The sequence below is a fragment of the Parapedobacter sp. ISTM3 genome, assembly GCF_016533505.1.
Lineage (GTDB): Bacteria > Bacteroidota > Bacteroidia > Sphingobacteriales > Sphingobacteriaceae > Parapedobacter > Parapedobacter luteus.
Window position 1 is genome coordinate 1 of sequence record NZ_JAENGN010000008.1, and the last position, 25957, is coordinate 25957.

The 25957-nt window shown below is 44.2% G+C and carries 15 protein-coding genes and 1 CRISPR repeat array; of the genes, 6 read left to right on the top strand and 9 right to left on the bottom strand.

Features of this window, described 5'->3' with window-relative positions; all coding sequences use genetic code 11:
- Nucleotides 1-350: hypothetical protein (locus JHJ32_RS12140; RefSeq protein WP_233632629.1), on the top strand; the 350-nt coding region annotated here is incomplete at its 5' end.
- 60 nt (nucleotides 351-410) lie between these two features.
- Here the strand turns inward: JHJ32_RS12140 and JHJ32_RS12145 are convergent.
- Genes JHJ32_RS12145 through JHJ32_RS12155 form a run of 3 tightly spaced genes read right to left on the bottom strand, consistent with a single transcriptional unit; the run spans nucleotide 411 to nucleotide 7039 of the window.
- A complete protein-coding gene (locus tag JHJ32_RS12145; RefSeq protein ID WP_200121135.1) occupies nucleotides 411-1790 on the bottom strand; it encodes a RagB/SusD family nutrient uptake outer membrane protein in 1380 nt (459 codons plus the stop codon).
- A gap of 3 nt (nucleotides 1791-1793) precedes the next feature.
- Nucleotides 1794-4997, bottom strand: coding sequence for a SusC/RagA family TonB-linked outer membrane protein (locus JHJ32_RS12150; protein WP_200121136.1), 3204 nt, complete (start codon nucleotides 4995-4997; stop codon nucleotides 1794-1796).
- 11 nt (nucleotides 4998-5008) lie between these two features.
- Nucleotides 5009-7039 (bottom strand): TlpA disulfide reductase family protein, encoded by a 2031-nt coding sequence (locus tag JHJ32_RS12155; protein WP_200121137.1) that lies wholly within the window; start codon nucleotides 7037-7039, stop codon nucleotides 5009-5011.
- Nucleotides 7040-7941: 902 nt separating this feature from the next.
- On the opposite strand from JHJ32_RS12155, the gene JHJ32_RS12160 reads away from it, so the two are divergent.
- From JHJ32_RS12160 to JHJ32_RS12180, 5 genes are read left to right on the top strand one after another with little or no spacing between them, the layout of a single operon-like run.
- Complete coding sequence (locus JHJ32_RS12160; RefSeq protein ID WP_200121138.1) at nucleotides 7942-8193, top strand: hypothetical protein; 252 nt, start codon at nucleotides 7942-7944, stop codon at nucleotides 8191-8193.
- Nucleotides 8194-8241: 48 nt separating this feature from the next.
- Nucleotides 8242-8418 carry a hypothetical protein gene (locus tag JHJ32_RS12165; protein ID WP_200121139.1) on the top strand — a complete coding sequence of 59 codons (177 nt, stop codon included), beginning with the start codon at nucleotides 8242-8244 and terminating at the stop codon, nucleotides 8416-8418.
- 10 nt (nucleotides 8419-8428) lie between these two features.
- Nucleotides 8429-8614: a PIN domain-containing protein gene (locus JHJ32_RS12170; RefSeq protein WP_079716501.1), complete on the top strand. Its 186-nt coding sequence runs from the start codon at nucleotides 8429-8431 to the stop codon at nucleotides 8612-8614.
- 32 nt (nucleotides 8615-8646) lie between these two features.
- Nucleotides 8647-8973 carry a type II toxin-antitoxin system RelE/ParE family toxin gene (locus JHJ32_RS12175; RefSeq protein ID WP_200121140.1) on the top strand — a complete coding sequence of 109 codons (327 nt, stop codon included), beginning with the start codon at nucleotides 8647-8649 and terminating at the stop codon, nucleotides 8971-8973.
- Nucleotides 8974-8991: 18 nt separating this feature from the next.
- The gene (locus JHJ32_RS12180) at nucleotides 8992-9630 is read left to right on the top strand and encodes a hypothetical protein (protein WP_200121141.1); all 639 of its coding nucleotides are present in this window, start codon (nucleotides 8992-8994) and stop codon (nucleotides 9628-9630) included.
- Between the two features lie 428 nt (nucleotides 9631-10058).
- Nucleotides 10059-19350: a CRISPR direct-repeat array (repeat unit 30 nt; unit sequence ATTTCAATTCCTGTATGGTGCGATTAAAGG).
- Between the two features lie 211 nt (nucleotides 19351-19561).
- On the opposite strand, the gene cas2 is transcribed toward JHJ32_RS12180, so the two are convergent.
- From cas2 to cas3, 6 genes are all read right to left on the bottom strand, one after another.
- The gene (gene cas2, locus JHJ32_RS12185; protein ID WP_200121142.1) at nucleotides 19562-19825 is read right to left on the bottom strand and encodes a CRISPR-associated endonuclease Cas2; all 264 of its coding nucleotides are present in this window, start codon (nucleotides 19823-19825) and stop codon (nucleotides 19562-19564) included.
- A complete protein-coding gene (cas1b, locus tag JHJ32_RS12190; protein WP_200121143.1) occupies nucleotides 19825-20832 on the bottom strand; it encodes a type I-B CRISPR-associated endonuclease Cas1b in 1008 nt (335 codons plus the stop codon). The genes cas2 and cas1b overlap by 1 nt, the downstream gene beginning before the upstream one ends.
- A gap of 6 nt (nucleotides 20833-20838) precedes the next feature.
- Nucleotides 20839-21351 carry a CRISPR-associated protein Cas4 gene (gene cas4, locus JHJ32_RS12195; protein ID WP_200121144.1) on the bottom strand — a complete coding sequence of 171 codons (513 nt, stop codon included), beginning with the start codon at nucleotides 21349-21351 and terminating at the stop codon, nucleotides 20839-20841.
- 66 nt (nucleotides 21352-21417) lie between these two features.
- A complete protein-coding gene (locus tag JHJ32_RS12200; protein ID WP_200121145.1) occupies nucleotides 21418-22473 on the bottom strand; it encodes a hypothetical protein in 1056 nt (351 codons plus the stop codon).
- Nucleotides 22474-22493: 20 nt separating this feature from the next.
- Nucleotides 22494-23810 carry a hypothetical protein gene (locus tag JHJ32_RS12205; protein WP_200121146.1) on the bottom strand — a complete coding sequence of 439 codons (1317 nt, stop codon included), beginning with the start codon at nucleotides 23808-23810 and terminating at the stop codon, nucleotides 22494-22496.
- On the bottom strand, nucleotides 23807-25957 hold the full coding sequence (gene cas3, locus JHJ32_RS12210; RefSeq protein ID WP_200121147.1) for a CRISPR-associated helicase Cas3': 2151 nt from the start codon (nucleotides 25955-25957) through the stop codon (nucleotides 23807-23809). Before cas3 ends, JHJ32_RS12205 begins: the two co-directional genes overlap by 4 nt.

Below are 25957 nucleotides of genomic sequence, written 5' to 3' on the forward strand. Positions count from 1 at the left end.
ATTTAAAGCCTATGGTTTTTAAAAAAGTAGTTGGTTTATTTATGGTGGCAGTGATGATGGCTACCGCGGTTTTTTCCTTTGCAAAACACAAGGAAAGCAAGGCGAGTCTCGCAAATCTCCGACAAATGTCGTGGATACATGATGGTTCTGGCCCCGCCACTGATCCTGAAAGCTATCAGCCCGGGAACATTTCTAATTGTGTGGGAGAGTCGGAAATTTGTGGGATTTTAGCGCCGTTAGATGAGGAAAATTCAACTCCAACAAACCCGGTGCCGTTCATTGACGACGATTTGGAAGATCGTATACAAAGTGAGAATACGGCAAACGGGGATGTGTTTTTGTTGAATTGAGGTAAAATGCAAAGCCGATTATCAAAAAGGCGCCTATCGTTATGGGCGCCTTTTTTGATGTTATCGTTCATTTTGCGGTATACCCGTTTCCTGTACTACACTGGCCGGTATTAAAAACGTATATCTACTATCTTCTGGCTGTAACGTATAGGTTGTCCCGCCCATTTCTCTTGTGACGGTCCTTTTAAAACGGCTGTCTTTATTCAGCCGTCTGAGGTCACTCCATCGTACCCCGCCCCGGAGCGCCAACTCTTTCTCCCTTTCCGTGATAATGACTTTCAGTGCTTCTTCGGCATCATCTGTATCATAGGGGTTGAAAAGGCCGGCTTTCCAACGGTTTTTCAGCAGCGTGTTAAGCGTTTCGAGAGCCAAGCCTATCTCTCCCAATCTCGCCAGACATTCCGCTTTGATAAGATACACCTCATTTGTGGCTAAGCCGCAAAACGGCGCAGTGACCGTGGCGCTTGTTCCGTAGTCTCCGGTAAACCGATACGACCCGTCCGCGTTCTCCTTATAAAAGATTTCCGTTCGCAGGTCATCCGCTGTGTACAATGCGTGAAGCGCTGGGCTTACTTTTGCCCTTGTGTTATTGAACCCGCCTCCTCCATTTGGCATCTGTAGGTGTAAAAGTACCTCTTTATTAAGCGCGGGTACCGGCTTAGCAGCGGCGGGGTCGAGATCATTGAAGTCAATTAGTTCGCTATAGAGGTCTAAGCAGGCATTGGCATGCTCAAGGCTGTTTTGATAATTTCCCATAATAAGGTATGCCTTAGCCAGCGCAGCATGGGCCGCAGCTTTGTTTGGCCTTACGGGTACAGGTGTACTGGTAGGGAGCAGCGCTACAGCCTCCGTGAGATCATGGAGTATTTGATTATAGGTCTCTGCCAAGGAAGGACGTGTGGTAGGCGTTTCGATGTTTGGTGAGAGCCGCAGTGGCACACCTAACAACTTCTCGGCCCCCGCTTCGTCAAAAGGCGGTGCAAAAATCTGGGCTAAATGGTAGAATGCCAGCCCCCTGAAGAAGAGTGCTGCGCCTTTGATATGCCTTCTATCCAATTCGGTTAAACCACCGAGTTGCGCATCATCTACCTCTTCCAAGACTACGTTGACGTCAAAAATATTAAGATACATATTGCTCCAATCCCGGTCGGCCACTGCATCTGACTTCCACAGATAGATATTCCGCGCATCAAACGCGTCATTCAGTTGATTGAAGCCGGCCTCGTCCAGATAATAATAGTCGGCAGCAACATCCCCGGCATAAGGATACAGCGTATTCCGGCGTGTCTCATTATCCAAAATAGCTTGGAGATCCCTCAACGTGCCGGGAATGGCCAAAGATCGTATGGGCTTCACATCCAGATATTCGGCGCAAGCGCCAAGGGTGAGGATGCCTGTAACCAAGCAAACGGTCATTGGTATATTTATTTTCTTTCTCATTGTTTAAAATGTTATGTTCATACCCATCGAAAGACTAAAGGGGGCGGGATATCCGCGAAAGTCAGGATCCAGCCCCGCGTTGTTTGCCCGCCATAGTATCGGAAGATTGCGTGCATACAGCATCATTGATACCGATTTGACCGGAAGGGATCGAAGGGCAGTACTATTTAGCCGATAAGTTAAATTGACGTCTTGCAACCGGATATGATCACCGCGTTCAACCGTAGCTTCGGAGTTCCGGTACACTTCGTCTCTCCTGTTGTTGGCAGGATATATCATTGAGGGCACGGTGGTGGTACGTTCGTCCCCCGGTTGTTGCCAGCGCAAATAATAATCGCTATGGCCCGTCACGCCGTTGTTCAATAACTGCGCATATTCTATTGTAGGTCTGCGGAAGAAGTATCCCATACGGTATGTGACGTTTGCGGAAAGGCTCAACCCACCAAATGACCACGTGTTACGCAATGAACCGAATGCCCTTGGAGTTGCGGAGCCATGGAATACCAAGTCGTCCATGGTCGTGTTATTGATGATATGGAGATAGTCTGAGGTCAGCTCCCCGTTTACATAACTCTGGGGGTTTCCTTGAAGGGCATCAAGACCGCCCCATCTGTAGCTTACGATATTATACGCATCGTAGCCCTCGATGGGATGCAGGCTGGCCCCGTTGCCTACATAAGCGCTCGGCCTGCTTCGCTCTACCAGATAACGTGTGACCTTCGTCTGGTTGACGGAAAGGAAAAAATCGGTTGACCAACCTATCCTTCCCCGCAGATTACGGCTGTTAAGTGTCACATCCCATCCGCTGGTCCTGATTTCGGCAGCGTTTCTTGTGAGGTTGGTAAAGCCGGTTGTTATATCGGCAGGGACAGATGCTATCAAATCGCTGGCATTCTTGACAAAGTACTCCACACTACCGGACACGTTGTTGTTCAGAAGACCGAAGTCCAGCGCCAAATTGGTCGTGGCGACGTTTTCCCACCGCAGATCCGCATTGGGCGGATTCATGATAAAAGCATGCAGATTTCTGCCCAATGGGGTGAGCCCACGGTAATCGATCGTCGTTACTGCCGCTGTCGCATTGTTAACATTTCCGCTATGGCCATAGGTAGCCCGTATCGAAAGCTGGGGTAGCCATTGCCAGCTGTAAAAAGGCGTGTTGGAAATATTCCACTTATAACCTAAAGACCATAATGGCTTCCACTTGTCATTGGTATTTACACCGAAAAGATTGGATGCATCTCTGCGCGCACTGGCTGTCAACGTATGGTTTGCCTGGAAGCGATACGACGCGTTGGCGAACAGTGACACGAAGCGGTTCATCAATCCGGCAAACGACTGCGGCTCTCCCAACGGGCTGTCGAATGCCATTCCTCCATAGATTGGATATCGATTTACCAAGTCAATAGGTTGAGCAAGCATCAATTCGTCATCATAACCATAGGCAGTGGAAGCGTTTTGCAGGTCTTCCACCTGTCTCAGCTCCCCTCCAACCAGTACTGCTAAGTCGTGGCCGGAGTTCCATGCGGATGAAAAGTTCAGTTGGCCACGTAGGTTATGACTATATCGATTGCCTTCCTGAGACCGAAGAATACCTCCCAGCGGGAGTGGACGATATACATCGTCGCCGGAGATTTGGGTGAACCTATTGATCTGGTCACGGGTATAGAACGTTTGATCACTGTAATGATTCCTGTCGCCGGTGCGCTGATTTTGATACTGATACCTAACCTCCATGTTGAGCACAGGCAGCAACTGATAGGTAGCCGAGAGGTTGATCAACAGATCGTTTATGCGTGAGGTATTATCCGCCAAACCGATCTCTTCCAGAGGTCTGTAATGCCAATCCAACAGTTTTCCATTGCCTGCCGTATCTACGAAACCCAAGCGGTAATTTTGGACGACCGTTGCGGGTTTACCTTCGGCGTCCACCAGCTGTGCGTAAGGATATATTGAGCTGGATGCATTCGAGGTGCCCAGCACGCCCAACCCGTTGTTTTCCCGCTGGCTGTGCACATACATGATGTTTGATTGCACGGTTAGGTTCTTTATGGGTTTATAGGTGTTTTGGGAACGAAGTGTAATGCGCTGGTAGCCATCGCCCACCTGTTGGGAAGCCGCCCTATCAAGCCCGCCGGAGATTAAGTAACCCGCCCGGTCATTTCCGCCGCTCATGTTGAGGGCATACTGCTGGCCTACCGGTCTTTGGTATACATATTCAGCCAAGTCTTTGCGAATGTCCTGTGAGCGCAGCGCATCAAGTAACCGATCTGCCTCTTCCGTTGAAATAAGGCCTTGGCGTTGCCGATGCAAAATTTCCACAGCCGGAGTGATTACCGGCCAAGTGACGGTGTTGGATAGCGCATTGTCAAAGGCTCCCTGCTCAAAAAGGAATCGTTCAATATCGATAAAATCTGAAGGGGTCATCTCAGGCCGGTAATACAGATCTGTTTGATTCTGGACAGATACATTGGCCGTTGCGGTTATGGAAACAGGTTTGTTTAGCGCTCCCTTTTTAGTGGTTATTACCATTACCCCGTTGCCAGCACGCGCTCCCCAGATGGAGGATGCCGCTGCATCCTTCAAGAATGTAATATTCTCGACGTCGTTTGGGTTGATGTTTTGGATATCTCCTTCATATGGAAAATCATCAACGATTATCAACGGCTGAGCCGCAGCGGGAGTGATGCTGCTAAGTCCCCGTATTTTGAAGGAGGTTTCGTTGCCGCCCCGCTTATCAAATAACATACCCGGCACCAGCCCGTCCAATCGGCTGATGACGTCCGGGCCGATCTGCCTATGGAATAATTCGTTGTCTACGTGCCCGAACGATCCTGTAAGCCGTTCTCTGGGCAAGGTCTGATATCCGGTAGATACTTCTACCTCTTCGAGAATGCTCGTGTTTGCCTCAAGAGCGATAAGTAACGGGGCTGATGGCGGCAGTTTAGACAGCATGGTGTCTACGGACATATATCCCAGGTGCTGGAAGCTAAGCAAAACATTTGCACTATCATCGGCAAAGAGGATAAAGCGCCCTTTGGCATCTGTATATGCAACAGGATGCTTACCATTCACTTTTACAGATGTGCCTTGTAATGGACTGTTCGTTGATTGGTCAATTATGGTGCCTGTGATGCGGTATTGAGCAGATAGTGTTGCGGCGTGCAAGAGTATGGCTGTCATCACGCCAAGCGTTTTAATGTGCATGGTTTGGTTTATTATTGTTTAGCGGTTGATGAAAAAATATAGCCAAAATCAGTAAGTTGAAGCCTGCCGGAGTCGCCGTCAAATCCGTTTTCGGTAAGGACAAACATGTCCATCTCACGTTCGACCCAGCTTAGTTCAAGCCCTTGTGCATTCAGCGATCTGTTGATGGTTTCCAGTGTTGCTGATTTTGCCGATGGGAAATCGAGGTCGAACCTACCCTCATAGCCGGTCTCATTAAGAATCGAGGGCAAGGGTTCGTTTGTGATTTCGTCAATCATCATCATCACATCTGCGAATTTGCCGTGCCTGATATAGGTATCCACGCCATTTGGCAGCGCGCCTACATCCTTTATTTGATCGACGAATCGGCTGTTTATGCGGCCATTTACCACTTTGACCCGACTGCCGCTCTCCGATTTATACGTTGGGGGACTGTCTATTGCCCTTAGTGCAAGGCAGCGCATACTGCGTGATTCGATGCGCCCATGTAATTGCAGGAAAAAGTCGAGATCACTTTTCATTTTTTCCAATACCTGACGCCGTCCGAGCACACTGGGGAAAAATATTTCATAGCAGAAAAGATCTGGACGATCGGTGCTCATTGTGTTTGCCGACGGCATGAGCAGGTTGCGGATACGGGCATGGGATATTTCCAGGATAATTCTATTTTTATTGATTGGCAGCGGCGAGTTGAGGGCTATGGTGTACAATTTGGGGATAACAGCGTTACTTACAATGAGCCGGCTTCTATGATTCGTTGAATCGGTTTCCCAGATAATCTGGTGAACCGCTCCGACATGATGGCCGGAAAGTGCACTGTATAATTGCAGGCCCGCGTGCCTATTGTCATTTATATCAAGTACCGACAGGTCTGTAGCGTCCGCTATCGTGTTTATGCCCGCTTCCTCCACGCCAGCTGTCAAAAGGGTCGAAACTCTCTTTTCATCCAATGCCTGTGGCCTTGTAATCACTTGCACGATTCCGCGGTCATCTACGATGACGGTATGGGGCAACGATTGTGTTGGAAATAGACCAGCGAGGGTTTTATCATCTACAGCCGATATAAACTTGTCTCTTATCTTATCGATATGAGGCGATCTTGTTTTGCTGAGGAATTGCCTGATATGATCCCCGGACTCATGAGTTACCGGAATCACGGTGAGGCTGTCATTGAACTTGGCCTGCAGGTCAAAAAGATGGGGCAGCGATGCGATGCATGGACCGCAGAATGTGTTCCAAAACTCAAGTATTATCCATTTACCGTTTGCAAGACGGCTAATGGTTGTTTCCCGCTCCGCATCCGGCGAACTAAATAGCGTTACAGGCAAATCGGGGATGGTATCGCCTATTTGCAGGGGCTTGATGCCTGCCTGCCGGCCAGGCAGGCTGTCGCCGGGGACCGATTGGCGGGCAAGCGGACTGGCTTGTAGACCAATGCTTACCGCCAGCAGGAGCAGTGCCAGTACCCCATTTGCGCGGCCCCGCCCGGGGTGGGCGGGGGCCTGCGCATGGGTCTGCACACATAGTAAACTTTTCTTGATACAGCTTCCAATACATCTTCCATACCCCTCCGTATACGCCTTTATCCCGCCATAAAGCCGCCAAACCTTCGTTAAAATGCCGATTTTGGGTACTTTTACCGAAGGATACACGGATATGACTGGGATAGGGCACGGATGAGGGATAAGGGAAGGTGGGATTTGGGATAAGGGTAACCGCTGCTTACCCCATAGGGATTGTCCGTCGAGATTGTCCGCTTCCGCTCCGCTTATCTTCCGCTGGAGACCATTACTTGCGCAACACCTGCTGTACACCTGCGGGTTATCTGTACTTCCGGTTTTCCCCTTATTGTCCGTTTGTTTTCCATTCCTTCTCCACTTCTCAAGCAGAAGAGCAGCAGAGAAGCACCGAAGGAGCAGCGAAAAACGAACGGAGGATGAGCGAATGTCAAGCGGAGCATGGACTGCTCGTTTTCGTTTATGTTTTGTATCGTTGGTTGCCAACAGGGCATAGTTATCCCCTAAGCGTAATTTTTGCTTCATTTGATGTTTGACTAAAGTGAAAAATTGAGTAACTAACTCCGGGTTTTCACTCCAATCAAACTGGCCTACCAATGATGTTTTTGTGAAGATTAACCGTGGAAATCTCCCACGCCTTAGATAAAATAGCTCTCCCCTCTCCTATTCGAGATGGAAAACTGGCAGGTTGTAAAAATAAAAAACTCGTTTTCATGGTTAGATTTGAAAACGAGTCTCCGGTAATCTAGTGGGGTCGTAAACACGAATAGCGCTGTGAACCCTACCTACTACCGCTTCACAAGGCTCTAACCCCTCACAGAACGGATTCAGTAGAGCCCACAGCGCTACCTTAACGCACCAAAAGTACGCAAAATATCACCATGGGCATTAACTACCTACCGTCTCGTCTGTGATTAATTGTTAGAGTTTGTGAACGAGACTCTTTTGTTAATGCTAATTCTTAATTTAATCTTATCAAGCCAAAACTACTAATAGCTTCAAAAACGTTTCACTTTCATATCTCTATATCCTTTTCAATAATTTGGTAATGACGCAAATATATTAAATATTTATTTAAAATGCAAATTTAAGGAAACATATAAGTATTTGAATTATGGCTCAATTAGCGCTTGATGAAAAAGCCGAGCAAGGTTACCCCTCTAGATCAGCATATAATTGACAAAATCAGAATTCGTCGCTTAGAAAAAAACCTATCCGGACGGGAATTATCGCGCAGAGTTACTCTTAGTGAAAACCCTACTAGAATTGGCGGGATTGAGAGCCCGTTAAAGAATAATAAGTATACTTCTTCGATACTGAAAAAGGTTGTCGCAGAACTAGATTGGACTCTACATGACGTACTACCTGACGAGCTTCTCTCCGACGACACCCTTCAAGACAAAACAAAAATCCCGATCTTAAAAGGCATGAGCGTTAGGGCCGCTTTAAACTCATTACTGGAAGAAGGTTATTTTGACGAGCCCCGTTTGCGCCGCGAAATCACGGAGTACTACAATTCGTTTTTCAAACCTGAAGAATATAAGAACGACAACTACTTTTCAGCCCAATTGGAAGACCTCTACAACGAGGGCAAACTCACCAAGCTCGATCCGGATAAATCCAAAGATGAAAAGCTCATCCGTTTCCAACGGAATCCAACGTATGATCCGAATGCATGATAACGAACATATTTTGATTAACAAGTCATCTTTCGTAAATTTGCTGATATGAGAACAGTAACATTGGAAATATTGAATGACAAAGCGATGAGCCTCCTTCGTGATTTGGAGCAATTGAAGCTGTTGCGTTTTCGTAAAGATTCTCAACAAGCTACCAAACAAGCAAAAAAGAAGGTGACTTTTGACGCCGTTGCTATTGACACAACTGGCTTCAAGTTTGACTGAGACGAAGCGAATGAGCGATAAGGTTTTTTTGGATACCAATATTTTGGTCTATTCCTATTCGGTATCAGATAAGGACAAACAGCTTACCGCCCGTAAGATTATCGCGGAAACCGATTCTTATGTCAGCACGCAGGTATTAACCGAACTGACCAACACGCTCACCCGCAAGTTTAAACTTCTTTTGATGCTGCATTGAAAGCCGTCAGTGAATGTTGCGCAAATAACCATGTGTTCATAAACAATCCTGAACCCTATTTCTACAAAAAAGCAAAACGGCTTCTGGAAAAATATAAGACGCTTGGTCAAAGCCTCGCTACCTTGGAAGGTGATTTGCTCGAAAACCCACAAATGGGAAACAGCTATGGCGCTAACATCTATAAGGTACGAGTAGCCGATGCTTGGAAAGGCACTGGAAAAAGTGGCGGGTTTAGGGTAATCACCTATTTGGTGAGGGAATCGGAAGAGGGTACCGACATTTATTTAATCACCATCTTCGATAAATCTGAGGAAGCATCTATTAAGAAGGAAGATGTTGTAAAATCATCAGAACACTAGATTTATAGGTTGTTGATTATGCTCGTATACCCTTCCCTTGATTATGAATTGAACACCCAAGTACGCAAGCACCGGGAGGCCAATGGCTATGCGCAAGAGGAATTTGCATTTTTGATAGGACGAGATGTAGCAGATGTAGTGAAGTACGAAGACCTTACCACCACAGATGCCTACGATTTCAACCACATCAACCGCTACGCAAGGGTGCTCCATCGTGTGCCGAAGGATTTTGTATTCAAAGAGTCGCTGCCTGAGAACGACATCAAGATTGAAGCGCGGAAAACCACATACAAGACAAAAACAATGTATCGGGGCGAACGGCAAATAATGGTTGGCGGAAAACCACAGTGGGTTAAACTGGAGCCTTATAGCATCCCAATTGCGGAAATCACCGTAGACTCAAGCGATAGGCAACGGATGGTAGCATTGCTGGATGAACTGCTACTTGAAGGCTATTTCCGAGATGGAGTGACCGGATATGATTTGTATATGCACGTTGGCACTTTGTGGGCAGGAAGTTTCCGGCCTAAATTGCTAATCGAGGGGTTGGCCGTTCTCTCCGGTCGTCGCAAGCGGCCAAAACTACTCCCTATGCGCAAAGCGCCGAAAACCGATGAAAAATGGATATTATATAAGGAGGATTTAGACGAAGATTGAATTTTGCACACTGTGTGGCTTTCCTTCCCCTCGGCTAACTTGCGTAGATAGCCTTTTTACGATGTTCTTGCTGATCTTGAGCGTACGGGCGATGCGGTGCAGCCGTAATGATTGTTTAGTCTGACTCGTGTGTCTTGGTTTCCCCTGCCAGGGGTTTCAGCCAGGGGTTTCAATGGTTGATGGTAAAACATACCAACAAATCAACCTAAACCTACCGGATTTTCCTAAGCCCCAGGGATCAGTTGCTCCGTTACGAACGCCCACCGGGGGCCAACATGCTCCGCAACACAATCCGTTGAAAATCTTAGGGGGCAGCATCCGCCGTTATAACATGCTTATACAACGCCCATGAGCAGTTGATGCCTCCGATTTAAAGCCCTTCGCAGGAGGTCAGCTTGCTCCGCAATATCTACCTTTCGATTTTCGTGATTCCAATTCCGGCATGGCGCGATTAAGGTGACCAGATCCACTGTGCGGCCACCGCATCTATGTAATTTCAATTCCTGTATGGTTCGATTAAAGGCGGATATTGACCAGTCGCCAATCTTGCTATTGCCCGATTTCAATTCCTGTATGGTTCGATTAAAGGCTACGATCCGGAGATGTTGAACCCGGATGTTGTACAATTTCAATTCTTGTATGGTTCGATTAAAGGTAGTTACAAAGAGGGCGCCGGAAGGCTGCACAGAATTTCAATTCCTGTATGGTTCGATTAAAGGCGTCACTGGCAACAGTGCTCACGGTACCGGTACGGCGATTTCAATTCCTGTATGGTTCGATTAAAGGTGCTTTGTTTTTGTCCAATGACTACGGCATATTTCCATTTCAATTCCTGTATGGTGCGATTAAAGGTCATCTGACTTTTGAATTTAGGTTCCAAACCTTGCAATTTCAATTCCTGTATGGTGCGATTAAAGGCTTCTAACCAGCCTATTAGCTCGCGGCTTTTGAATATTTCAATTCCTGTATGGTGCGATTAAAGGGGGGATTGCATGCTTGCTGTTTCGCCGGTTGGAGATTTCAATTCCTGTATGGTGCGATTAAAGGCAGAAGCGTCTGGATGCAAGTCTCTACGCTCATGATTTCAATTCCTGTATGGTGCGATTAACGGGTAATAGTATCTTTATATCCCTCCAAGTAGTAATATATTTCAATTCCTGTATGGTGCGATTAAAGGTGTCTCCGGCTGATCATGTGAAGTATGAGTCTCCATTATTTCAATTCCTGTATGGTGCGATTAAAGGCTTGCTTCGTCTCGCGTTTTCCTTGTATTGTTCAATATTTCAATTCCTGTATGGTGCGATTAAAGGTACCTGGGCATCCTCGAAAGACATTTCCTTACGATATTTCAATTCCTGTATGGTGCGATTAAAGGGGGGGTGGAGACAACGCCCAACACCACAACAAAAAAATTTCAATTCCTGTATGGTGCGATTAAAGGGCTTGGATGACGGCGGGTTCTCGTCGATGAATATCATTTCAATTCCTGTATGGTGCGATTAAAGGGGGGTGGAGACAACGCCCGACACCACAACAAAAAAAATTTCAATTCCTGTATGGTGCGATTAAAGGTTCGGGCGGGTTGGCACGAATTTTATTTTGTTTTTGATTTCAATTCCTGTATGGTGCGATTAAAGGCGTATTACCGTTCCGGGCGGGCGGAGAAAATGCCGATTTCAATTCCTGTATGGTGCGATTAAAGGCCCTATGTGCGTCCAGCTGCGTGCAGGCGGTAAGGATTTCAATTCCTGTATGGTGCGATTAAAGGGTAGATAGCAGTGAGCCTCCTCGTTCTCGTACATTAATTTCAATTCCTGTATGGTGCGATTAAAGGTAAGACGCCGAAAGCATTCTAAAGCATCCCACTACAATTTCAATTCCTGTATGGTGCGATTAAAGGCATATCGCTATGCATTGACCGTCTGTGTCCGTTTACGATTTCAATTCCTGTATGGTGCGATTAAAGGGATTAGATCGGTGTGCGGATAACTTAGCACAGGATATTTCAATTCCTGTATGGTGCGATTAAAGGCTCTATGTCTCCTACACGGCTATGCATTGAGTACTAATTTCAATTCCTGTATGGTGCGATTAAAGGCAAAATGCGGGGTTTTTAAAAATCACGTTCTGTAAAATTTCAATTCCTGTATGGTGCGATTAAAGGTGGCAGGTATTGGGCTGGTGTATCGGGATAACGGAAATTTCAATTCCTGTATGGTGCGATTAAAGGGAACGCACGTTGACGCGTATAGCGGTGGGCATGGCTAATTTCAATTCCTGTATGGTGCGATTAAAGGGTGTGTGCTGCGTTGCGGTTGCGATCAGGGGCAATAGATTTCAATTCCTGTATGGTGCGATTAAAGGCCGGCATGGTTTATAAAGCACACAAATTATACTAATTTCAATTCCTGTATGGTGCGATTAAAGGAGGTGTACCCGCCCGATACAACAGCGGCGATATTCATTTCAATTCCTGTATGGTGCGATTAAAGGGATATACAACAGCATCAGCCAGCAGCTGTATGACATTTCAATTCCTGTATGGTGCGATTAAAGGATAAACGGGAAGCGCACCAGCGTGACCACCATGAATTTCAATTCCTGTATGGTGCGATTAAAGGCAAGGCTCCGAAAGATGCTGTTGTGTCATTAAGCGATTTCAATTCCTGTATGGTGCGATTAAAGGATGAAAATGATAGTTATAGAGCAGGTAAATTATTTATTTCAATTCCTGTATGGTGCGATTAAAGGGGGGCACCTGCACAGATGCACAGATGCACAGTAAGGATTTCAATTCCTGTATGGTGCGATTAAAGGCTCAGGCGGCCCCGGCACATCCCTTTTCCTTTCGGGAATTTCAATTCCTGTATGGTGCGATTAAAGGAAGAACAGTCTAACCACGATATTCCAGGACTACGACATTTCAATTCCTGTATGGTGCGATTAAAGGTTGTAAACCGGAAATTTTTCACGCCACCTACGAATATTTCAATTCCTGTATGGTGCGATTAAAGGCGCGTCGCACAATTGGCGCTTCGCAACTTTATAATTATTTCAATTCCTGTATGGTGCGATTAAAGGCATCTCCGGCCTCCTTTCCGCATCACATCCAGCATGATTTCAATTCCTGTATGGTGCGATTAAAGGGACGTGCTCGAAAGGCTGGATGGGCAGGTTGAAATAGATTTCAATTCCTGTATGGTGCGATTAAAGGCGCAATCTGACAATCCGACAAACGGGTTACGGGCATATTTCAATTCCTGTATGGTGCGATTAAAGGTGGGTGTATTGGTGGCGGCAGCATATCTTTTGTGATATTTCAATTCCTGTATGGTGCGATTAAAGGCATTGCCCACAAGGGGTTCAGCCCAAGCATTAAGATTTCAATTCCTGTATGGTGCGATTAAAGGTATTCAGCGGTTAAGATATCCGCATTTATTAGGCAAATTTCAATTCCTGTATGGTGCGATTAAAGGTTCGACACAGTCGAGGCCGCGCGGATATTCGCACAAAATTTCAATTCCTGTATGGTGCGATTAAAGGGATTTATTCAGGCCGCGACTGTCTTAGGGATAGGAGATTTCAATTCCTGTATGGTGCGATTAAAGGTTTTTTCACCTAAATACGTGACGTGTCCAGCATTGATTTCAATTCCTGTATGGTGCGATTAAAGGGGTTCACCCCCGGCTGTGTTTGGTCATTTGGTTCCGATTTCAATTCCTGTATGGTGCGATTAAAGGGGCACCGTGCACGCCCCCGTTGTTACCAGTAGTTTGATTTCAATTCCTGTATGGTGCGATTAAAGGAACATTGTCGCCAGTGCTGCTAAGGGTTGTAACCCTATTTCAATTCCTGTATGGTGCGATTAAAGGGCTTACCCGCGTGGTTTAGAACTCCATAAATACGCAATTTCAATTCCTGTATGGTGCGATTAAAGGAATCAACGCTTTCGGCCAATTTGCAGGCCGTTTCAATTTCAATTCCTGTATGGTGCGATTAAAGGCATATCAAGTACTTCAATCCGGTGTACGATATAGATTTCAATTCCTGTATGGTGCGATTAAAGGATTTGCACGTAACCCCGCCCGTAGTAGCTATGCCCGTATTTCAATTCCTGTATGGTGCGATTAAAGGTCGCCAGGAACAGCAACTGATGGCTAATTTATCCGGATTTCAATTCCTGTATGGTGCGATTAAAGGATTAAAGCAGCCGCTGAAAACTCGTCTCAACAACAATTTCAATTCCTGTATGGTGCGATTAAAGGGTAGGTGGCGGGAATAGGGGACGGGACAAAAAGGGGATTTCAATTCCTGTATGGTGCGATTAAAGGCATCGCGCGGGATGATCAGTCCCCTGTATGGATCATATTTCAATTCCTGTATGGTGCGATTAAAGGGTTACGAAGATTTGGTCAATGAGATAATTCGCGAAAAATTTCAATTCCTGTATGGTGCGATTAAAGGCATGGACGGAAAAGATGCCGGTTTTACACGTCCGCTAAAATTTCAATTCCTGTATGGTGCGATTAAAGGAAGCATGGTTAGATTCGTCGTCCAGCCGCTTCTTAAATTTCAATTCCTGTATGGTGCGATTAAAGGGCAAGTACAACGCATATGCGTATGCTTGCATCTTTGATTTCAATTCCTGTATGGTGCGATTAAAGGCTAAAACTGTTAGGGTATGAAAAAACTTATAACACTATTTCAATTCCTGTATGGTGCGATTAAAGGACACAACAGGTCGTCCCTCTCCACCTCAAATACGATTTCAATTCCTGTATGGTGCGATTAAAGGTAGTAGGTGGCATCCGCGATGAACGCGGTTTGCTTTATTTCAATTCCTGTATGGTGCGATTAAAGGGCTTAAAATATCTATTGGGGCCAACTAAAATTTAAAATTTCAATTCCTGTATGGTGCGATTAAAGGCTAAAACGGAATTGGCTTTTGGTTAGCCAATGCTTATTTCAATTCCTGTATGGTGCGATTAAAGGTACATTTTCAATATAATCACACCAGTCCGTGTCATATATTTCAATTCCTGTATGGTGCGATTAAAGGAATCACCGAGAAGCGCCGATTAGTCACCGGGTGTACAATTTCAATTCCTGTATGGTGCGATTAAAGGGATCCCGTTCCTTGGCATCCTTGCAATAGGTGTTTTATTTCAATTCCTGTATGGTGCGATTAAAGGTCCGATCCTCGTCAGGGCTTTCTAATTGTCACGAAAATTTCAATTCCTGTATGGTGCGATTAAAGGAATTGCTGAATACGTCCCCCGACGTGAATGTATAATATTTCAATTCCTGTATGGTGCGATTAAAGGTGGGCTTAGGCTTTAAGTGCATTATATCGCGTTGAGATTTCAATTCCTGTATGGTGCGATTAAAGGCTGTGTGACTATCGACTTTATTAACGCTAATTTATAATTTCAATTCCTGTATGGTGCGATTAAAGGTCCACACCGAAAATCGGAGGTAAGAAAGGGATCGAGATTTCAATTCCTGTATGGTGCGATTAAAGGCAAAAGTGCACCCGGAATATTTTTCGTCCAAAAAGATTTCAATTCCTGTATGGTGCGATTAAAGGTTCGTATCCCGACCTGCAAAACATCCCCTACGTTATTTCAATTCCTGTATGGTGCGATTAAAGGAAGTAGGCCAGCGCTTCTCCTTCACCGACAAGCATATTTCAATTCCTGTATGGTGCGATTAAAGGGCTGGCCCGGTGTGGTAAGCACATCCAGGTCCATCGATTTCAATTCCTGTATGGTGCGATTAAAGGAAATAAGCATGATTGCCGTCGTAATCCCGTAACCGTATTTCAATTCCTGTATGGTGCGATTAAAGGAGAACATTTGAAACTTTTAATTGAGGTATTGTAAATTTCAATTCCTGTATGGTGCGATTAAAGGCACCACTTGGCATAGGTTGTCTTGCTGCCCTTGCGTAATTTCAATTCCTGTATGGTGCGATTAAAGGTATTCCTGTTTGCTTAACCTTATGTTTGGCTATTATATTTCAATTCCTGTATGGTGCGATTAAAGGCAGCGGCCTAATCGGCCTATTTGCATACTTTCGTTTGATTTCAATTCCTGTATGGTGCGATTAAAGGGACTTTCAACGAAGGCTATAATGTTACGTGATTTCAATTTCAATTCCTGTATGGTGCGATTAAAGGACGACACGTCCGAATGGAACGGCCTTGACATAGAAATTTCAATTCCTGTATGGTGCGATTAAAGGTTAGTTCGCACCTACAACGGGTATCGATCCCGTTCCTATTTCAATTCCTGTATGGTGCGATTAAAGGGGCTATTGCCAGCGTTGGGCAATTCACTGTTTCGGATTTCAATTCCTGTATGGTGCGATTAAAGGATTAAACAGGCAGTGGACAGCGGCAAAAAAGTATATATTTCAATTCCTGTATGGTGCGATTAAAGGGCCCGCACCCGTAAACGGACACAGGCACGGCCAGCAATTTCAATTCCTGTATGGTGCGATTAAAGGAAGAGTTGATTTTTGAAAAAAGGCAGTTTTACTTGATTTCAATTCCTGTATGGTGCGATTAAAGGAGTCGGAACGGCATGTTGAGCCAATAACCATTTATTATTTCAATTCCTGTATGGTGCGATTAAAGGCCGATCCGATCGGGCCGACTGTTCAGGTTAACTATCATTTCAATTCCTGTATGGTGCGATTAAAGGTTTCATTCAATGAATTGAGTGACGATGCAAAACAGGATTTCAATTCCTGTATGGTGCGATTAAAGGCGGGATTTGGCGGGTAAAACGGGTTATGTAAATTATTTCAATTCCTGTATGGTGCGATTAAAGGATCGCGCGGGATAACCATACCCCTGTAGGGATCATATTTCAATTCCTGTATGGTGCGATTAAAGGGTCCGGCACCGCCTTTGTAATGCCTTGATTTTCAATATTTCAATTCCTGTATGGTGCGATTAAAGGCGGTTTTACACGTCCGCTAAATGGTGTACGCGCTATTTCAATTCCTGTATGGTGCGATTAAAGGTTGATGTCAGCCATCAGGGCGCACAACGCCAACACCGATTTCAATTCCTGTATGGTGCGATTAAAGGATCATCAACACGTAACTTCCCGTCTTGTAGATTTATTTCAATTCCTGTATGGTGCGATTAAAGGAAGACGGAAGATACAAGCCTATCAGCAAGAATTGTATTTCAATTCCTGTATGGTGCGATTAAAGGACGGCACCGTCAGTCCATAAAAAGTCTTCATCCGATATTTCAATTCCTGTATGGTGCGATTAAAGGTCTTAGCGGAGTGGCGGGAACGGAATCTTCAACCACATTTCAATTCCTGTATGGTGCGATTAAAGGGCCATCGGGTTTACACGGATCGTCCTCCGTGGTGTATTTCAATTCCTGTATGGTGCGATTAAAGGTCCATTTGTTCGGCCTTAGCTCTTGCATCCTCCAGCATTTCAATTCCTGTATGGTGCGATTAAAGGTTGAGTTATTGATCGACGAGGCCCCGCAGTCTGATATTTCAATTCCTGTATGGTGCGATTAAAGGACGTGTTGAACGGAGACAGGAATAATTATGAAGCATATTTCAATTCCTGTATGGTGCGATTAAAGGCGCCCCGCTACCGTCCTGTTAATGTCTATGTGGTGCATTTCAATTCCTGTATGGTGCGATTAAAGGTGCTCCATACCACACAAAAAAAGCCGTGCATCGGAATTTCAATTCCTGTATGGTGCGATTAAAGGCCGGGCATTCGTGGGGCATTACGTACTGCTGGAATATTTCAATTCCTGTATGGTGCGATTAAAGGCATGGTGAAAGGTGCTTATTCAAAGACTATTTCTGAAATTTCAATTCCTGTATGGTGCGATTAAAGGACTTCTACAGTAGTCATGTTGCAAACATAATGAAAATTTCAATTCCTGTATGGTGCGATTAAAGGTGGGTTGAATGTGCCTGCCGGGGTTGAGTAGTGTTATTTCAATTCCTGTATGGTGCGATTAAAGGTTAAGGGCGTTTTATGGTTTGCGAGATGTTTCTGTTATTTCAATTCCTGTATGGTGCGATTAAAGGATCTCCCTTCGGCCCTTGTTCTCCCGGCTCACCTTGATTTCAATTCCTGTATGGTGCGATTAAAGGCTCGTTACGCTTCACATCTACCTGCCTTGCATCCTTATTTCAATTCCTGTATGGTGCGATTAAAGGGCCCTTCGAAGTCTTCATTGAAGTACTCGAAAAAGATTTCAATTCCTGTATGGTGCGATTAAAGGCGCCCGTAGGCTTGCACGGGTCGTCCTCCGTTGTGTATTTCAATTCCTGTATGGTGCGATTAAAGGAGTTTTGGGTTACCACTTCCCGGGAGTTCCAATTCAATTTCAATTCCTGTATGGTGCGATTAAAGGCTCGTGCTGCATGGGGCCAACACGCAAGACTACCGATTTCAATTCCTGTATGGTGCGATTAAAGGCCGAATAGGTCTGTCATTGTGCGTCTCCTTTCTCAAATTTCAATTCCTGTATGGTGCGATTAAAGGGATATACTGGCTCAGACTTCGTTCCGAGGCAACTCAATTTCAATTCCTGTATGGTGCGATTAAAGGTTGTACAAAGGTGAGCGGTATTTCGCTAAGAGTACGATTTCAATTCCTGTATGGTGCGATTAAAGGTTCCGTACCATCAGCGACGTGGAGGTGAACCACCGTATTTCAATTCCTGTATGGTGCGATTAAAGGTCCTTTCCAATTCAGAACGTATGCCCTTGTATGTAATTTCAATTCCTGTATGGTGCGATTAAAGGAACGTTGTCCCTGTCTTGTTCAAAAGCACGTACTTCATTTCAATTCCTGTATGGTGCGATTAAAGGTCCTAGGCCCGTCCGGGGTGTCTACCCGATCTTTGATTTCAATTCCTGTATGGTGCGATTAAAGGACAATCTCCAGCGCTTCACGGTGATTCATAAGGATAATTTCAATTCCTGTATGGTGCGATTAAAGGAACCAGGCGAAGATACTGGATAAGCAATTGAGGCATTTCAATTCCTGTATGGTGCGATTAAAGGTCTGCACGTAACCGCGCCCGTAGTAGCTTCTTCCGTATTTCAATTCCTGTATGGTGCGATTAAAGGACCACAAGTCCAACCGTATTGCGAAGTGCGTTCCTGATTTCAATTCCTGTATGGTGCGATTAAAGGAATTAAAAATAGTTTGTATCTTTGTAGTGTAATCAAATTTCAATTCCTGTATGGTGCGATTAAAGGTAATTTGTTTACGCGATTTTCAAGTTCTTCCGGCCAATTTCAATTCCTGTATGGTGCGATTAAAGGAACTTTTGCGTTAAAGTCGTCAACTGATCCAAACAAATTTCAATTCCTGTATGGTGCGATTAAAGGCACTATGCGAGCAACAACATGCCGCTATCAAACTAATTTCAATTCCTGTATGGTGCGATTAAAGGAAAATTCATAGGAATGACGGAATCGAGCTTCATCATATTTCAATTCCTGTATGGTGCGATTAAAGGCCGGTTAAATGATGTCGATGACTAAAGACTATTACATTTCAATTCCTGTATGGTGCGATTAAAGGTCGAGGCTTGGGACGCGGCCGCTCGTCGGAACACGAATTTCAATTCCTGTATGGTGCGATTAAAGGTTCACTAACCGATACCGGACTGTCTGACCTACGACGATTTCAATTCCTGTATGGTGCGATTAAAGGCCGTAATAAACGGCGCACAAATATGTCGATTTAGGGTCGAATAATGAAATTTACATCAATAGAATTGACATAAATAGTAGTCGACCCCTAATAACCAGAAAATCCCAGAGCATCGACAACCTTGCTCACGGCAATCTACACAGCAATTTCTGCACCAACTAAGGCTCAAGATGTCAAAGAACCTTTTGCTTTCGTCTTCATCGACGACTTGTTAAAGAAAATTTCCCAGCTCATTTCGCTCTTTACCCACCACTTCTTTATCCAACCACTTTTCTTCCCGACTTTTGAATACAATGATGCTATCACATTCCATATCCATGATTTTCTTAGCCGAAGCAAGCAATTCCCTTAGTTTCACAGGTGTGATTTCACCCTCGAATACCGAGTTTTGTATCCAGTGCAGGTAACGCCTGCACAATTTCAGCATTTTTCCTACACGTTTCTCGCCTACGTCATATACCAAAATCACATACATTACCAACGTGCCTTAAAAGGTTTATATTCTTCCATCCCCAGAATATGCTTGCTCAACTTATAGCACTCCAGTTTAACCAAATGCTTATAGCTCACATGCCTCTTTAGTACCGGATGTTTAAAAGTTTCGTTTATGCGTTCTTCCCATATCTTTACAAATGTCTTCCGCCCTGCATCTTTCAATAAGCAACCGTTAAGTCGATGATCAAAATCTTTCGCTTGGATTTCCTTTTTATTCAATACGCGGAATATTAGCCGGTCAACCAGTACGGGTTTGAATATCTCGGCTAAATCCAGCGCCAAGGAGTAGCGCCTATAACCGGGTTCGTGTAGGAAACTAATTGTCGGATTGAGTTGTGTATGGTATAGCTGGCTTAAGCACAGTGTGTAGCACATCATATTGCCAAAAGAGATCAACGCATTGATTTCGTTCTGCGGGGGACGCTTGCTACGATTACCCATAGTGAAGTCCGCGCCGATAATGCCATCAAAAGCATCATAATATGCCTGTCTGACATTACCTTCTATGCCCATGAGTTCATCCACGGCTGTAGCTCCATCAACCAACATGGCATATTGTTCAATGGAAGCCAGGGCAGCCGTCAGGTCTTTATCCCTGTTGATATAATAACGCAGGTTCTTCGTCATGTTAAACGCTGCTCCGGAAACAAATTTCCGCGCCAGCACCAGTCGCTTTCGTTTATCAATATGCTGCTTCGTCTGCTCAATCTGCATCTTGCCAGCTAAGAGGTATTCTTTGGGCGTAAACGAGCCGGTGTAATGCTCATAATAATCGAAAAAGTGGACAGCAATCCCTGCCTTTCCCAAAAAGTTATACAAAGCACTGTTGGCATCGAGGCTGCCGAAACAAAACAAGTCCGAAACACCCTCAACGGGAATATACTTGGGCGCCCCTTCCCTACCTTGTTCATCCACCGGTGTGAATTTCAAGGTGTTGTCCTTGCGGCTCATGCGGCCAGGATTGAAGAGGTAGTAGGTTTTCTTCATGCGTATTTAGTACGTATCCTCATCTACATAACAAAAATCGTAATAACTGCAGCGGCGACATATCTTGGAATGGATAACGGGCGGACAAATATCCCCGTATATGATGCCTGAAATATCAGTTTCCCAATCTTTGATAGCTTCCACATCTTCTTCTCTCAGCTCTACCAATTCTCTCTGCCGCAGTTTGGGGTACTCAACGATGCCCGTAGCCCCATCCACACCATGCTGCCGCAACTTATATAAATAGTATTTCACCTGCGCGATATGCGCATTTTCCACACTGTCTGATTTCTTCACCTCATGCACCACCCTATTGCGGGCATCGTAGAAGTCTATCTTTACGCCGTCAACCTCGATTTCCGTGTATCGTTCGGCCCGTTCGGGATAGCTGGTATCACCGATCAGCTTGCCCTCGGCTACCACATCCGATGTGTGCTCCATACGGATGCCATTAGCAAATAGCCAAAGCTTACGATGGCAAACATGATAATAATTGACATACGTGGCGATGATATTCATCTTTCTTGTACAGTTTACCATGAAAATCGTAAGTCAGATTTACGATTTTCATGGTAAAAGTTCAAGCTAGATTTGACTTTCAAAATCAAACGCCAGCATTTTATCGATTAGCGATTGCTCGGCACGGTCAAGGGCATCGGCAGTCTCCCCTTTTGTTCGGATAAAGCCACCTGCCTGTAGGGTGATATAGGTTTCTACATTATTCAATGATTCGTCTATAATTGGTTGTGCTTTGCTTGAATCTTCTTCAGAAAGCTTTGCTCTTATACTGCCCGCAATTAGATTGGCATTATCGCTGATTGAAATAGCCAAGGTATCCATCAAACTGAACGTACGGGACTGATTGGACGTAATTTTCCAATTGACAATAGCCTTTGCCAACGCTTTTGCCCACATTTCCCTTGTGTCTTTCGGTGCTACCAAGCAATCGCCGAACACATTCTTTGATGCAATCCAACCTTCAGACTTCAGTTTCTCAATTGTCTCATCTGACATTTCTGGCTCGAATGAGTTCAAGCTGACGGCAAATAATCTCCTTAAGTCAATGGCGATATCGGAGACAAACAGACCCGATGCCCGGCTTTGATTAGGAATCCATTTTCTACTTAGGCTCCTATCTTTTCCTTCCAAAAAAGCGACGATTTCCTCCTCTGATAACCGATTACCTTTCTCGTCCCGAACAACGACGACATTGTTGGGTCTGTCGCTTCTATCAAAAGAAGCATTGTCACTATCAAGCCCTGCTAAGAGTGGATGTAACCCCCTCATAGCTGAAATTGAAAGCGGGCTTCTCCTTTTTAAAGTCCTATCTTTTCCTCCTTTGGCTGCTTTCATCCATCCGCCCAACAGTTGGTCGGGATAGGTGGGGTCACAGGTACCGTACACTTCGCCCTCTTTTAATTCCTTTTGTTTGGTGACATCAAACAAGAAAGTAGTAGGGCTTGGAGTGGTATTCAACACTTCAGATACTGTGTCTAAAATAGACCTTTTGACTTGTTGTCCGCTCGAAAACGGAATACGCCTATTGAACTGCGCATCATAATAGTATTTTTGTCCGTCAGATACGCAGAATACGGTATGCTCTGCCCTTTTCAAGGTTCTGATATAAATCGTATTACTCATAATTTTATTGGTTTTAAGATTTAAGATTGTTTTTCTACAAATGCGTAATCGAACTTCAAAAGCGTATTGAAATATCCGAACTCTTCATTGGTCATTAAATGAACCTCGTCCTTCAGCTTTTTTAAAGTCTCTAAATCAGCGCCTTCAATACCATCTATCATTTCTGTCAAAGCATCGATAAAGGCTTTTTTTGATTTAGCGCCCAGTAAATCATTTTTAATTAAATTCATTCTGTCAGTGCCTTTAGCACCTGCCCTATACCGCTGAATCAGCCTTGCCAACTCTATGGTATAATCTGTAATTTCTTCTTTGTTTTTTGATAACATAGCGATTAACCAGGTTTTATATGATTGATAAATTAAATTCTCTTCTTCTTTTTTGAATGAAAGGTTTTTGTCTTCGTCCATGTACTTTTTCAGGCTATCCGGTCGGAGAGCGTGCAGGCCAATATTTCCTAATTCACAAGCCCTCTTGATGTGCATGCCAAATATCGACTGGAAATCTTTGTTATTAAATGGTAAGTCAGTGCGAAACAATTGGCGGAAAATATCTTTGAGCGTTTTCCCTGCTTTGAGATAGATTGGAATAAAACCGATTGTTTTATTGGTTTGTCCGAAGCTGTAAATATAAGCATTTAGTGATTTTTCAGGATATGCGTTGGAAAGACTGAAAAACAGATTCGACCAGTTGACTGTGTTTACTTCCGCCAATGAAGTTTCAACTTTAAATATTTTTTCATCTTCTAAAGTCGCAAAGTCGAAACTCTCGTCATACCGTTTCCCTAATCGGAAAGTCAACCATTGTCCATTCCACGAATTAATTTGATTTCCCCTCAAATTACCCAAAACTGGGTCATTCAAGTATTTCCGATAGATGGTCCAGCCGTCGTATGTTGTAAGGGCTATTGCGGCATCGTTAATCAATAGGTTATAACCTCCTGCGACACCGATACCTAATCCGGAACCTATCCAGGAATAATAAACATCTTCTTGCTCTGTTTCAATAAAAACATTTGACACCAATCCGGATGTACTGGCAAATTCCTTGCTCTCAGATGCGGGATAACCGATGGCAAAACTGGCATCAGGAGCTTCTGTCCCCACTTTAGAAAAAAGGTTGTGTAGTTTTTCTTGTCTGTCTTCTGCAGATAGCTTTTCAGGCTTTTGGCCGGCTTTCATTTGCACAAAAGGAGAATTCGTTATCCATTGCATATACTTCGGATGGTTGAAGAATAGCTCGAAATATTCTTTCTCGAAAAATTCCTTTGCAGAATAATTTTTATTGTACTTTTCGTTATAAGCGCTTAGAAATGTTTTTCCTACTAATGTGGTAATCATAAAAATCGGTTTAGTACATTGAAATTTTCTTGTTTGATTTTGGCAGGTTCCAGTCCAAATTCACTGTCATAGGCAGTTTCCGGAATGATAAATGGCTTATTCCCTTTTTTACTTTGTTCCATTTTCGCAACAGACCAGTAAGCTGCCGGAATTTCCAAGTTCAGACGGGTTTCAAAATCGCCTTTTTCATACGCGTCTACGTCACCTTCGGTAATACAGCTTACGCTGTCTATTTCCAGTAATTCAAACAGTATTGCTTTACTTCGATGTGTTAGTCTTTGGATGGCAAACCTTCCTTCAGATTTAAATACGCTATGTTCTTCTATTTTTAGGAAATCAATTTTCGTAAACACCTGGTCGATCTTGTTCTGCAAATCCCTTTCTTTCAGAACCTGGCCATGGTCCAATACTTCAAATGATTTTTGCAATATACGCAGATCGTAAGGCCGAGCTTCTTTCTCTGTCTCTGGAGGAGCAATAACGTAGACCTCTTTCAGCTTTCCAATGGTATCTGGATTTCTCTTCCGATTGATTCTTCCAAAGCGTTGTATCAACGCATCTAGTGGAGCGGTTGCAGTAATCATAACGTCAAAACTAATGTCCAGACTTACTTCCACTATTTGGGTAGCGACGACAATGCAAGCCGCATTGCTTGTATTGAACTCATCTGTACGCTCTCCGTTTTCATCCAGTCCTAATAGCTGTTTTTCTTTAGCGTTCCTATCGCCACGTTTAAATCTGCTGTGCAGTAATAGCGATGGAATTTTGGGATAAATATCTTTGATATAAGTATAAATTTTTTGGGCGGTTTGAACAGTATTCATCACAATCAAAATTTTTTGATTGTTTTGCACTGCTTGGCGGATTATCTCTTTAGCATCATCAAAACTGTCGAGTTTGTAAACGATATGCCTGTCGAATTGATCCAGCTCTTTACCTTTTAAACGAACTTCCAATACATCCTCTCCCAAAAGTCCTTTTATTTTTTGATACAAAATTGTAGGCATTGTCGCCGTGCCAATATGAATACGGCAACCAATGACTTTTAGCACTTCAGTGATTTTTAAAACCAACGCTTGTGATATGCCTGAGTAGGTATGGGCCTCGTCTAAAATCACATCACATCCTTTAAGATCCAAGATCATGGCTTCATAGCCCTTCATTCCCAAAGCAACAATAGCAAGCTGATGCGGTGTAAGTATCTTCACTGCCGAGCCCATCAGGTTTTGCAAACTGGTTTCTTCCTCTTTTCTTCGTTTTACGATTACTGAAGTAGAATGTAGCACACGAATGTCAATATCCGGGTTATCCCTTTCTAAATCGTTACCGACTCGCTTAAACATCGCGTTAATGGAAGCTTGAAACGGCAATGTGTAAAACACCCTACCTCTGCACCTACGGAAGAGAAAATCTGTTTTTCCGGCTCCGGTAGAAGCTATTACCATGGTGTGCCTTTTTGTAGAACTGGCGTCTTTACATGACAACGGATATAGCGGATGCTGACGTTGATAAAAGTCGAGATTTGGCCTTTTGAAAATTCTCTTACTTTGAGCTATTGTCTGATCAATCAATGATGATGCAAAATGATCAGCCCCCATCAGCAATCCCCTCCATTCAGAATATCCTTTTGTTTTAGTCGCAACTTCACAGTATTCGATACAATACTGCAAATTAGCCAAAGCTTCCTTTTTTGGTATAGAAGCACAATTTATTCCAAGATCATTTAATAGCGCTATCGCTTCATTACTCCAGTTATCCCATTTGCCCAAATGAAAATCTATGTAGTCATAAGATTCTTCTAAATCCAGTAACCCTAATTCATTATTATCTTTCACAACCGACTTGTGATGGCCTACTACCATTTCTATTAAAGCATTTTGCTGTTCCTCTGGAAAGACTGAGAGGAAGAAGAGCGAAGCGATTTCATGTCTGAATATATCCCCTTGTTTACTCTCACCTTGGAGACGTTTTGTCTGAAAATATGTGTGAGCCTTGCCTATATCGTGTAAGATAGCACCGTTTTTTGCAATGTTCACATCCAATCCGAGATATCGAGCAAAAACAACCGCAGCTTCTATCACGTGTTCGGTGTGATCTTTCAACGTCGTCCATTCAGGCGCTGATTTGGCAAGCAAGACTTTTTTCAT